This window comes from Thiothrix unzii, assembly GCF_017901175.1.
GTDB classification, from domain to species: domain Bacteria; phylum Pseudomonadota; class Gammaproteobacteria; order Thiotrichales; family Thiotrichaceae; genus Thiothrix; species Thiothrix unzii.
Genome location: NZ_CP072793.1, coordinates 2,943,441 through 2,955,950, shown reverse-complemented (window position 1 = coordinate 2,955,950; position 12,510 = coordinate 2,943,441). Strand labels below are relative to the sequence as shown.

10 protein-coding genes are annotated in these 12,510 nt (G+C 51.1%); 6 read left to right on the top strand and 4 right to left on the bottom strand.

Going from position 1 to position 12,510, the window contains the following annotated elements; translation table 11 throughout:
- Positions 1-12: 12 nt before the first annotated feature.
- The gene (locus J9260_RS14725; protein ID WP_210218473.1) at positions 13-1,392 is read right to left on the bottom strand and encodes an RAD23 family protein; all 1,380 of its coding nucleotides are present in this window, start codon (positions 1,390-1,392) and stop codon (positions 13-15) included.
- Positions 1,393-1,609: 217 nt separating this feature from the next.
- Between J9260_RS14725 and J9260_RS14720 the strand changes: the two genes are divergently transcribed.
- The 3 genes from J9260_RS14720 to J9260_RS14710 all read left to right on the top strand — a co-directional run bounded on the left by J9260_RS14720 (position 1,610) and on the right by J9260_RS14710 (position 4,923).
- On the top strand, positions 1,610-3,178 hold the full coding sequence (locus J9260_RS14720; protein ID WP_210218472.1) for a tetratricopeptide repeat protein: 1,569 nt from the start codon (positions 1,610-1,612) through the stop codon (positions 3,176-3,178).
- 6 nt (positions 3,179-3,184) lie between these two features.
- The gene (locus J9260_RS14715; RefSeq protein ID WP_210218471.1) at positions 3,185-4,297 is read left to right on the top strand and encodes an NAD(P)/FAD-dependent oxidoreductase; all 1,113 of its coding nucleotides are present in this window, start codon (positions 3,185-3,187) and stop codon (positions 4,295-4,297) included.
- Between the two features lie 146 nt (positions 4,298-4,443).
- Positions 4,444-4,923, top strand: a complete 480-nt coding sequence (locus tag J9260_RS14710) for a DUF302 domain-containing protein (RefSeq protein WP_210218470.1) — start codon at positions 4,444-4,446, stop codon at positions 4,921-4,923.
- Positions 4,924-4,981: 58 nt separating this feature from the next.
- On the opposite strand, the gene glyS is transcribed toward J9260_RS14710, so the two are convergent.
- On the bottom strand, positions 4,982-7,039 hold the full coding sequence (glyS, locus tag J9260_RS14705) for a glycine--tRNA ligase subunit beta (RefSeq protein WP_210218469.1): 2,058 nt from the start codon (positions 7,037-7,039) through the stop codon (positions 4,982-4,984).
- A 2-nt stretch (positions 7,040-7,041) separates the two neighbouring features.
- Positions 7,042-7,953 carry a glycine--tRNA ligase subunit alpha gene (glyQ, locus tag J9260_RS14700; RefSeq protein ID WP_210218468.1) on the bottom strand — a complete coding sequence of 304 codons (912 nt, stop codon included), beginning with the start codon at positions 7,951-7,953 and terminating at the stop codon, positions 7,042-7,044.
- 107 nt (positions 7,954-8,060) lie between these two features.
- Between glyQ and J9260_RS14695 the strand changes: the two genes are divergently transcribed.
- The 3 genes from J9260_RS14695 to ruvA all read left to right on the top strand — a co-directional run bounded on the left by J9260_RS14695 (position 8,061) and on the right by ruvA (position 11,027).
- Positions 8,061-8,840, top strand: coding sequence for a methyltransferase domain-containing protein (locus tag J9260_RS14695; protein ID WP_210218467.1), 780 nt, complete (start codon positions 8,061-8,063; stop codon positions 8,838-8,840).
- Positions 8,841-8,940: 100 nt separating this feature from the next.
- On the top strand, positions 8,941-10,377 hold the full coding sequence (locus J9260_RS14690; protein ID WP_210218466.1) for a hypothetical protein: 1,437 nt from the start codon (positions 8,941-8,943) through the stop codon (positions 10,375-10,377).
- 56 nt (positions 10,378-10,433) lie between these two features.
- Positions 10,434-11,027, top strand: a complete 594-nt coding sequence (gene ruvA / locus J9260_RS14685; protein ID WP_210218465.1) for a Holliday junction branch migration protein RuvA — start codon at positions 10,434-10,436, stop codon at positions 11,025-11,027.
- A 584-nt stretch (positions 11,028-11,611) separates the two neighbouring features.
- Here the strand turns inward: ruvA and mazG are convergent.
- Positions 11,612-12,436, bottom strand: a complete 825-nt coding sequence (gene mazG / locus J9260_RS14680; protein ID WP_210218464.1) for a nucleoside triphosphate pyrophosphohydrolase — start codon at positions 12,434-12,436, stop codon at positions 11,612-11,614.
- Between the last annotated feature and the right edge of the window lie 74 nt (positions 12,437-12,510).

Here is a 12,510-nt window from a genome sequence, read left to right as displayed (position 1 = left end):
ACGGTCTGTTTTTCAGTAAAATTGTGCGACTTTATGCTCCAACACCTGTTGTGCCGAGTTAGTCGTGGTCAGGTTGAATTCTTTAATCGTGGCTTTCGCGCTGTGCAGCAAATCTCCGGCACGCTCTGGATCACTCACTTGCAAGGCAGCACGCACTTGCTCGTGGTAACGCCCCACAATGGCATGGCTTAAACGCTGCACAGCCGGGTGTAAATGTGACTGTGCCCGAATCGCATCAACGTATTGACGTGCTTTGCTGAGTTGACCTGCGGCAATCGCTTGTTCGGCGTTGCTGGCGAGTGTCTCAATGCTCAGGTCTTCCGGTTGGGCGGTAACGGTTTGTGTTTCTACTGCACGTGGTGGTGCAACCACTGGGATTGGTGCAACAGCTACAGGAGCCAGCGTTGCCTGCGGTTTAACCACTTTATCTTTTTTGGTGTCAGTCTTGGGTTGCGGTGCTTCTGCCTTGGGAACCGGGCGTAATACCGCACGTTGCACGCTCGGTGTCGTGGTGCTGCTGGTCGGAATCCGCATCGGTTTCGCGCTCAATACGCTGGGCGATGGCTTAACTTCCATCGCGCTCATCAGCATCGGCGCGGGCAAGGTGGTTGAATGGTTAGTAATGGTCACGCGGTCACTGTTGCGCCAGTCGCTGCGCACGTTTGGCAATTGTTCGGTATTAATCATTGCCAACTGTAACGGGGCTGTGTCCGGCATATTATCGTCTGTGGCGAGTGTCGCCAGCTTGGTGTGTGCTGCATCCATTTCCGCGTGGAGTAAATAGCTGCCCGCTGCGGCACTGACAGTGGCGAAAACGCTTAATCCCAAACAACCCAACAGGAAATTTAAACGCCGCTGCCGCAATGACATTCCCGGCATTTTGTAAGGAATCGCCTGTATCGCAGGTAGTAATGCGGTTGCCAATACGTACACTTGCTGGGTGACGGATAAATACAATAACGCGGGGTTAATGTGTTTACTGACGAACCCGGCTTTACGTAAACGCTTTAAGGTGTGTTTGGCTTGTGCGGGCAAGGTGCTGACGTGACCGTTGAGGTCGGTAAGTGCGTGGACACTCGCTGCTTGCGGGCATTGCAACACCATGAAGCGTTCCCCGTCGACTTCGCCATAAGCCAGCGGTGGCATTACCGAGTCGATATTGAGGTGTTGGTGGGTAGCTAACATTTGCTGAAACAAAGCGTCTAACGGTTGCGCATTGCAGGTGTCAGGCAGGATGTGCACCAAAATCCGTGACTCAACCCCGTAAGATTGCATCTGTTCTAAATCACGCCCTCGATAGACTTGCCCGATATTGCTGCTGACCAAGCATTCCAATAATGCATAGCGTCCGCCCAAGACGCGGCATCCACCAAACGTAGCCGTGTGTTTCATAAGCCCTTCTTCCAACTGTTGATCACTCTGGGGAGCGCATCATAGCGGCGCGGGCGGAATAACAAAGTAAAATTGCCCTGTTACCCGTAACAGCATTTGTTACACAGACGTTACATGATAACGATTGAGAATCTATCGTTGGCAACGTAACATACCTTTTCTCGGAGAAAAGTTCTTAACCCCACAGCATCAATGTATTTCCGTTAGAGTAGGATGAATGATTAACAAGGATAGTGTTCGTCACGAACTGGCTAAGTTATTGGCCAGCCGCGCTTTTGAGGGCAAACGACAAGCCTGCAATTTCCTCGAATACGTGGTCGTGGAAGCCTTAGAAGGGCGTGGTGAAAAGATTTCCCAATACGGCATTGCTGTTGAATCTTTGGGTAAATCCCCCGATTATTGCCCAACAGAAAACCCTGCGGTACGTGTAGAAGCCGGGCGGGTACGTAAGTTACTGGATGATTATTACGCCAATGAGTGTGTAACGCCGCTGTTACGTATTCAGTTGCCGGTGGGAAGTTACGCCCCGGTATTTGAGCCAGTGCAGCGTCAGTCTGGCGCATTGAGCATGGCGAGTGTGGCAATTACCGAAAAAAGTGTGCAATCGGTGGGGCCACGCATTTACATCAGTTGTCAAAACCCCGCGAGTATCCGTGACGATGTGGCGCGTAACTTGGTTTACACCCTGCATTCCAGTTTGCCAATGATTTTGGGGAAATTCCGCGAATTGCGCATTGCCTTGATTGACCACACCGAAACCCCGCGTACCTTGGATGATGAGTTAAATTACGCATGGCAGCAGCATCAGTCAGAGTTTTTACTCAAGTGTGAGATCCAGGTTGAAGCAGAAGGGTTTGTATTAAATAAAACCTTAATTCACACCATTAGCGGTGAACGGGTATGGGAGAGTCAATCCAGTATTGCCCGCATGTACGATCCTAAAGTGCTCGAAACCTTGTACGCGCAAATGATTACGCAGGCTTTTAGCCTCAATCAAGGGGTGGTGCTGAATTACTGGAGCCGTTATTGGCGTAATCAGGACAGTTTGCCCGCGCATTACCGGGTGTTGGTTGAGCACATCCATTTTATTCAGGAAGATGCCTCGGAACGCAGTTTCCATCTGTTTTTACACGCTTGTCAGGAACGCACCCAGCAATACCACGATGACGCGCTGGCACATTTACACTTTGCGGTACTGTGCTTGTACGCCACCATGATGAATTTCGCCAGTTACCCGTTGCCAGCGGAGCAATGGCGGCAGTTAACCTTGAAAGCGTTGACCTTAAATCCGGGTAATGCGTTAGCGCACGGGATTTTTGCCTTGGAATGTTACCAGCGTGGCGATCTGGAACTTTGTCAGATGGAAATGGGGACGGCACGGCGGACTAACCCGTTTGATACGGCTTGCGGACATTTGTTGGCGGTGGGTTTGTGTGCGTTGCGTAACTGGCGGCAGGCGTTAACGTTACTGACTGAGGTGTTAGCAGGGGAATATCGTCATCCTGAGCCATTGTTGAGTGTGCCGTGTTTGTATTATTTCCGGCAGGGGCGTTTTATCCAAGCGGCGCGTCAGGCCGACAGTTTTGCGCAGGTTGGTGGTTGGGCCGCTTTTGGGACATTAAGCGAGCGTTGCCGTGCGGAAGATTGCAATGGTTGTATTCAGCGTTTAGGAAATGCTGTCAGTCAGCTCGACACCCCGGCTCATTTTTCTTACCCTCAACATCTTACAAGGCTGGATGCACCCTTGGGCACTCCGTATACTTGGCGTTCTTGTCCTCAGTTGTGAGATGTGATGAAAGACGTAATCATTGTCGGCGGTGGTATTATCGGCATGTTGACCGCCCGCACCCTGCATGAAGCAGGCTTGGATGTGATGTTGATTGATCAGGGTGAGTTGGGTACGGAATCTACCTGGGCGGGTGGCGGGATTCTTTCACCGCTTTATCCGTGGAATTATCACCCGGCGATTACGCTGCTGTCGCAATACGGGCAGCAACATTACCCCGCGCTGTGTCAAAAATTACAAGCAGTTACCGATGTTGATCCGCAATGGATACGTTCAGGTTTGGTATTTACTGATGATCGTGAGTTAGCCGCTGCACAGGCGTGGGCGCAGCAGTTTGGTTACGATTTGCAACATTTGGCGACTTCAGAAGCATTACATGCGTGCGAGCCGCAACTGGCTCCTGAGTTCCGCAGCGGTCTATTCCTGCCTGAAATTGCGCAAATGCGTAACCCGCGCATTGCTCATGCGTTGCGCACCAGCTTGCGTTTGTCACCGATTACCCTGATGGAGTTCACCCGTGTTACCCGTTTAGAAACCAGCGATGGGCGGGTAACGGGCGTATACCTCGGCGATCAGGTGTTAAAAGCGCGTAAAGTCATTTTAACCAGCGGCGCGTGGACAGGGTTATTCCCGGAAATGCAGGCGGCTAACGTTAATATTCGTCCGGTATTGGGACAGATGATTTTATTCCGGGGCAAGCGCGGTTTGTTAAAACGCATTGTGTTGCACGAAGGGCGTTACCTGATTCCGCGTAATGACGGGCGTATTTTGTGCGGTTCCACGCTGGAAATGAATGATTTCGATAAACACACCACCGATGCGGTACACGATGAGTTACAGGCGACGGCTTACCGGATGATGCCTGCGTTACGTGATGTGCCAGTATTGAATCATTGGAGCGGGTTACGCCCCGGTTCACCGGATGGTGTGCCGTACATTGGTGAACACCCGGATATTGCTGGTTTATACGTAAATTCCGGGCATTACCGTTACGGTGTCACGATGGGTTTGGGTTCGGTGCAAATGCTGACCGATGTGATGTTGGGTAAACCACCGTGCATTGATCCTACGCCTTACCGTTTGGATGCGGTGCGTACTCCGACGGCAGAGTGGGGTTAGATAATAAAAATATTAGAAAATGCTAATTTAGGTCAAGGATTGTGGTAATCGCTGCTGGGATTTGATTTTTTGCAATTGTTCTTTCGTCGTGTAGAGCTACGCTGAAGTTGAGAAATGGATAATCAACATACGACAGGAGGCAGGCAATGAAAACGTTTAATGCTGTGTTACTAGGATTGGCTACTGGTGTGGTGCTAACGGCTGCGGCAACGTGGGTGGTGATGCCAAAACTGATGATTACGACCCATGAGAGTCGTTTAGGGTTTGATGAAACGGTAGCGACTTTGCAGACGGCTGCGACGGGTAAGCAATGGTTGATCCCCAAGGTTTATGATATGCAGGCGAGCCTCAAGAAAGAAGGTTACGCGGATATGAGTAAGCTTTCTATTTTGTCTTTGTGTCAGCCGCATTACGCTTACAATATCTTGAAAAATGATAGTGATAAGTTTGTTACAGCCGTTATGCCTTGCCGTATGGGTGTATATGAGACTGCTGATGGCAAGGTCATGATTTCTGGGATGAATATGGGGCTGATGAGTAAAATGTTCGGCGGTAATATTGCCAAGGTCATGGGTGGCGTTGCGGATGAAGAGGCGCAAATGCTCAGTCAGGTCATTAAACAGTGAACCCGCCAAGTAGAGACGCAAGATTTTGCGTCTCTACGCTGTTAGCATCCGGTGTGGTTCACAACACCGACAAATCTGCTACTCGCAGGAACAAACCACGCAAGTGATTGAGTAACGCCAGCCGGTTGTTACGTAACGCCATATCATCCGCCATGACCATGACATCGGTAAAAAACTGGTCAACAGGTTCGCGCAGCGAGGCTAGTGACAGTAACGCCGCTTCGTAATCACCGACAGCAAACAATGGCAATACTTGGTTTTCTTGAGTAAACACCGCATCTGCGAGTGCTTTTTCCGCTGGCTCTTGCAACAAGCCTAATTCCACGCGGGTTGGTAACTCGCCTTCGACTTTCTTGAGGATATTGCTGATGCGCTTGTTGGCAGCAGCAAGGCTTTCAGCGGCAGTCAACTGACGGAACGCGGCAACCGCTTTCACACGGCGATCAAAATCCAGCGGTTGGCTGGGTTTTAAGGTTGCCACGGCTTCCACAATGTCAGCACCAATGCCGCGCTCTTGGTAATAGCCCCGCAAGCGGTCGAGGATGTAATCTAGCGTATCGCTTGTTGCCGGTTTACTGCCCAGTTGTTCGGTAAGGTTCAGCGCGGCTTGATCCAGCAAATCGGTTAAATCCAGCGGCAATTGTTTTTCGATCAGCAAACGTAATGCACCCAAGGCAGCGCGGCGTAAACCAAACGGGTCTTTCGCACCTGTGGGTTTTTGCCCAACACCGAAAATACCCGCAAGTGTATCAAGGCGTTCCGCCAGTGCGAGAATCTGCCCGGTTTTGCTTTGTGGCAATTCATCACCCGCGAAACGTGGCATGTATTGCTCATCCAATGCGGCGGCGACTTCCGCTGCTTCACCATCGTGGGTGGCGTAGTAACGCCCCATAATGCCTTGCAGTTCGGTAAACTCGAACACCATATTGGTAATCAGGTCACACTTGCCCAATTCTGCTGCCCGCACCGCAAGGCTGGCATCCGCGTCAAGTTGTTGCGCAATGTAACCCGCAAGTTTGGCGACACGGGCAGATTTGTCGTACAACGACCCCAGCTTTTGCTGGAATACCATGGTTTTCAGCCCTTCGCGGCGGCTTTCCAACGTTTGCTTTTTGTCTTGCGTCCAGAAGAATTCCGCATCGCTGAAACGTGGGCGAATCACGCGCTCGTTACCGGAAGAAATTTGAGTAACGTCACGGCTTTCAATATTGGCAACAGTGATGAAATTCGGCATTAATTTGCCGTTAGCATCGACCAGTGCGAAATATTTTTGGTTATCCTGCATGGTGGAAATCAGAGCTTCTTGCGGTACGTCGAGGAAACGTTCCTCAAAACGACCGGCTACCGGCACAGGCCATTCGACCAGTGCGGTGACTTCATCCAGCAATTCATCCGGCATAATGGCCTTGCCGCCGAGTTCGCTGGCAAGTGCTTCCACTTTGGAGCGGATGAGTTCGCGGCGTGCTGCAAAGCGGGCAATCACAAACGCAGCACCCAGTTGCGTGGCGTAATCCGCAGGGCTGGTGATAGTGATCGCAGCGGGGGCGTGAAAGCGGTGTCCGCGTGATTCGCAGCCGCTGGGAATGCCCATAATATTGGCATTAATCACCGCATTATCTGCCAGCATCACAATCCAGTGTATCGGACGCACGAATTCTGCCGTGCCGCTACCCCAGCGCATCCGCTTAGGGATCGGTAACGCAGCCAGCGATTTTTCGACCATCGCCGGAAATAACGCGGTGGTTGCCTGTCCGGTTTGCTGTTGACGGAATACCAGCCACGCGCCTTTGTCGGTTTCAATTTTACCTAAATCAGCGACTTCGACTCCGCAAGAGTTGGCAAAAGCCAGCGCGGCTTTGGTTGGATTGCCAGCAGCATCGAATGCCCCTTTAATCGCCGGGCCGCGTTTTTCAATGATTTGGTCGGCTTGTTGGGGGGCAACACCTTTTACCCATACTGCTAAACGGCGCGGCGCAGCGTAAGCAATTACCTCATTCGGGGTTAAACCTGCGTCGCTTAAACCTTTGGTAATGCCGTCAGTGAAAGCGGCGGACAGGGTGGGCAGGGCTTTCGGTGGCAGTTCTTCTGTGCCGATTTCTACGAGTAAGTCGATCATATTCATGCCACCTTGTCTTGTTGCAGCATCGGGAAGCCCAGTGCTTCACGGGCGTTGTAATAAGCTTCGGCAACAGCGCGTGCCAGTGTGCGTACCCGCAGGATAAAGCGTTGGCGTTCCGTCACGGAAATGGCGCGGCGAGCATCCAGCAAGTTAAACGTATGCGAAGCTTTGAGCATTTGTTCGTAAGCAGGCAACGGCAATCCGGCTTCGATCATGCGCTGGCTTTCACTTTCGCACACGTCGAATTGGTGGAACAGCGCGTCGATATTGGCGTGTTCAAAGTTATAGGTGGATTGCTCGACTTCGTTTTGGTGGTAAACGTCACCGTAAGTCACCACGCCTTGCGGGCCTTTTGTCCACACCAGATCGTAGACGCTTTGCACGTTTTGCATGTACATGGCGAGGCGTTCCAGACCGTAGGTGATTTCACCGCTGACCGGGCGACAATCCAGCCCGCCGACTTGCTGGAAATAAGTGAACTGGGTCACTTCCATGCCGTTGAGCCACACTTCCCAGCCCAAACCCCATGCGCCCAGTGTTGGTGATTCCCAGTTGTCTTCGACGAAGCGGATGTCATGCACCAGCGGGTCAAAGCCCAGTAACTTGAGCGAGCCGAGGTAGAGTTCCTGAATATTGTCAGGGGAGGGCTTTAACAATACCTGAAACTGGTAATAGTGCTGCAAGCGGTTGGGGTTTTCGCCATAACGACCATCCGTCGGGCGGCGCGAAGGCTGCACGTAAGCGGTGCGCCACGGCTCTGGGCCAATCGAGCGCAGGAACGTCGCAGGGTGGAATGTACCCGCGCCCATTTCCATGTCATACGGTTGCAGAATGACGCAACCTTGCTGCGCCCAGTAATTTTGCAGGGCAAGAATCAGCCCCTGAAATGTGGATAAGTCGTAGTTAGCCATTGCTTGCTTTATGTACTTTTACAAAGCACTCAGTATACTGCAAGCGCGTTTTGCATTCAGCATTTGTGCGAAGCGACCTAGACAAACGCGAACAGCAGGATGATGAAATGAGTAAACAGGATCGGGTTTTTGACGGGTTGGCGCAACGTTTCCAACGGCAAATTTACGATGATCCACGCGGTATTATTCGCTTACACATTTTACAGGACGATTTGCGCTCATTAGTGACGCGCTCGGCATCGCAACCACCGTTACAAATTTTGGATGCAGGCGGCGGTTTGGGGCAAATGGCAATATGGCTGGCGCAACAAGGTCATCAGGTGGTGTTGGCGGAGCCATCGGCGGAAATGTTAGCAGCGGCGGCGGACAATATTCGTCAAGCAGGTTTGGAACACGCGATTACCTTGCAGCAAGCCAGCGTGCAAGATCTGGCGATGAATGCGGATGCACGTTACGACCTGATTACCTTTCATGCAGTTTTGGAATGGCTGGCGCAACCGCGTCAGGGTTTGGAAGAGTTGTTAACCTGCCTGAAACCCGGCGGCTGGTTGTCGTTAATGTTCTTTAATTACCATTCCACCGTGATGCGGCGTTTGATTGCCGGGGATTTGGAAACCGTGCGCCAAGGGCAAATTGCCAGCAATGGCAAACAGGGTTTAGCCCCGATTTCGCCGTTAAAACCTGACGAAGTGCAAAGTTGGTTGCCCGATTTAGGGTTGCAACTGGAAACTTGGTCGGGGGTGCGATGCTTTTATGATTATATGTACCGTGATGTGCGTAAAACTGCCGATATGCAAGCGGTATTGCCATTAGAGCGTGACTATTCACGTCAAGAACCTTGGCGTTCCTTGGCGCGTTACCAGCATATGTTATGCCGTAAACACTGACGTTTTTCGCGATAATTCAACATTTTGTCATTTATGCCTAGTGCTGCCGGGTGCGTCTGTGCCTATACTTGCGCTTGTGTGTGGCTAACAAATAAAGTTTATGAATTCTTGGAATCTCGCCTTATCGCGCCCGTTGTGGTTGCTGCTTTTGCTGCTGATGGTTGGGGGATGCGCTCCGAATGCGGCTTATCGTACCGCAGAACCCAGTGCCACTTGCCCGTCAAGCGGTTGTACCACCGCAGCTTTAGAGCATCATCCAGCGTATGACATTGGTTTTGTTGAGTTTACCGATCGCGGCAATGTCTTTGATCGTGAGCAAATGAACACCTTATTGCAATACATCGACACCCAAGCTAATAGCCTTGGTGGTGCGACGGTAGTGGTGTTTGTGCATGGCTGGAAACACAATGCCGCTCCGGCAGATCGTAATCTGCAAAGTTTCCGTAATATGCTGCAAAGTACCGCGACGGCAAAACTCACAGGCAATCGACGCTTAATCGGGGTTTACATTGGGTGGCGCGGACAATCGTTGGATCTTCCAGTCGCCGAACATTTAACCTATTGGGCACGAAAAAATACCGCACACGACGTGGGTAAGGGCGGCGTTACCGAGTTGCTATTACGCTTGGAACACACGCTGGAACCGAAACCTGCCACCGCTGATCCCAACCGCAATGTACTGGTGACGATAGGGCATAGCTTTGGTGGCGTGGTGCTGCTCTCCGCGTTGCACGATGTGCTGCTGGATCGCGTCGTTAGTACCGAAACGGTGGGTAATGCGCAATGCAGTAAGAATAATCGCGACCGCTGTGGTAATTGTGTACGTACCCGCAACTTTGGGCATGGGGTTATTTTGCTGAATCCAGCGGTGGAGGCCAATGAGCTGTTGCCATTGAAAGAAGTGGTGGCGGAGCAGCAATGTTATGCCGAAACCCAGCCGAAACTGTTACATGTGGTTAGTTCCACCGCCGATATTGCTACCCGTATCGCGTTTCGTGCAGGGCAATATTTGGGCGTAAGTGTTAGCACCAGCGAATTACCGCTAAAGCGTACTTACAAAGGCAAAACGGTGACTTTGCATGAACATGGTTTGGATACCACCACGATTGGTAATTACCTGCCGTTTCGTTCGGGCGTGAGTGTGCGCCGTACTCCGCAAAATCAGCCGTATTGTGCCGATCCCAATAGCCAGCGCAGTGAATGTTACATGGTGTGCCGCGAAGATGAACCTGGATGTTTTACCTCGGAAGATGCCGCGAAACACATTCCGATTGGTTCTTCTGAGCCGCTTCACTTTTTGTATACCGATGCGGATTTTATTAAAGATCACAACGATGTGTTTAACCCCAAAGTGGGTGGCTACATCGCTGCTGTCGTGATGGAAAGCAGTTACCAGCGCATGAAAGCCCAGCCACAGCACACACCTACGCAAGTGCTGGCTCAAACGTTACCGGCGTGCCTGAATGACGCGGGTGATAAGTTTCACTTTCCGAATTGTTTTGACCACCACGTGAATGTGCTGAAACAGCAAAAGTAAGCGCGGTGGGTTTGCGTTATGATGAAGCGTTGTGAATGATGACGGAGTAACAAGGCATGATCGGACTTTTGCGCGGTAAATTGCTGCTGAAACAGCCACCGGATTTAATGTTAGACGTGAATGGCGTGGGTTATGAAGTGCAGGCTTCCATGACCACTTTTTACGATTTGCCGGAATTGCAGGCGGAAGTAACGCTGTATACGCATTTTGTGGTGCGTGAAGATGCGCAATTGCTGTACGGCTTTAGTTCGCAAACCGAGCGTGAATTATTCCGCCATTTATTAAAAGTGAATGGGGTGGGGCCGAAGATGGCTCTCGCCATTGTGTCGGGGATGAATCCGCTGGAATTTCAACAAGTGATTCATGCCGCAGACATTACCCGTTTGAGCCGCATTCCCGGTGTGGGTAAAAAGACTGCCGAGCGTTTGGTGATTGAGTTGCGTGACCGTTTGCCGAAAGCGGCGGGTGATAGTGTTACCCCGACGTTGATTGCTGTACCGGAGACTTCGGCGAGTGATGAGGCAGTTAATGCCTTATTAGCGTTGGGTTACAAGCCGGTGCAAGCCAGCCAGATGATTGCTGCTTACGAAAATCAGGGCTTGAGCGTGGAAGATATGATCCGCCAAGCACTCCGCGCCAGTTTGAAATAGTGTTTTGCCTGCCACTGATTGTCACCTGACAACACCTGTCACGCGCTAATGTGTCACTTGTGTCACTTTTTGACAGTTAGCGCGTGTGTCATGTCCCCTGTGAAAATCCATAATTAAACGCTTAATTCCTTTTAAATCATTATCTTATGTTTTTCGCTGTGCAGTTGGCACGAGGGTTGCAATACCTTGGATATAAGGGACGACAACAAAAATAAGAAAGGGTTAAAGGAAGATTTTATCAGCAAGCCCCAAGAAGCAGAGAGCAGGCATAGCCATTAATAACAATAAATAGCCTAGCCATGTTTCGACTCCCATAACCCCTTGCGGATAGCGTGAGGGGTATTTAACCGGGAAGTCACGGTTTGATTACAACAAGTTTCAGCAAGCCCCAAGAGGCAGAAAGCAGCCACAGCACATCAATAACAATAAGTTGCTGCTTCGCCCGACGACACCCCCTGTACGCAGGGGGCAACGTTTCAAGAATGCTGAACAAAGAGCTAACAACAACAATAAACAACTATAATAATAACTTTTGCCCGTGTTGACTGCCCCCGTTCGTCGGGGGCTTCGTTTTTTAGCCCCATTCAGCTACCGTTTATCTGTTTCTCTTCTTGCTTGGCGATATTCCAAGCAGTTTCCATGCGTTCTAAGCCTGCGTCAGCCAAAGCAACCCCTTGCATTTGCAACAAACTCTCAACCCGCCGAAAGCGATTTTCAAATTTACGATTGGACAGGCGCAAGGCATTTTCAGCATTTACGCCGAGCAAGCGTGCCAGATTGGTTGCACCCATCAGGACATCGCCGACTTCTTCCTCAATGCGTTCAAAAGGTTCTGCATCGGCGACTGCTGCACTGACTTCATCCAGCTCTTCCTGAATTTTAGGTAATACTTCTTGCCAGTGGGTCCAATCGAAGCCCACTTGTGCGGCGCGTTGCTGGAGCTTTTGGCTGCGGCGTAAGGCGGGCATTGCGGTGGGGATGCCTGCAAAGAAATCCGGCGGCGTATTTTGTTGGGTGCGTTCCTGCTGCTTAATGGTTTCCCACGCTTGTTTTTGTGCCCGTTCATCGCTGTAAGTGGTGTCGCCGAACACGTGCGGGTGGCGACGTATCATTTTGTGGGTAATTCCTGTAACAACATCGTCAAAGCTGAAAAGGTTTTGCTCTTGAGCAATGCGTGCCATAAACACCACCTGAAACAGCAAATCACCCAGCTCATCGCATAACGCAGTAGCATCGTGCCGGTCGACGGCATCGGCGACTTCGTACACTTCTTCCAGGGTATGCGGCAAAATGGATTGCCATGTCTGTTTTATATCCCACGGGCAGCCGTGTTGCGGGTCGCGTAAACGCGCCATCAGAGTGAGCAGTTCGTCGATTGAATGAGAGTTTGGGGCGGTTTTGCCTTGCATGACGCTTACCTGTCGCGTATCGTGAGTTGTCGTGAAGTGTACACAATGTGGTAATAATGCTACATTTATTAGAG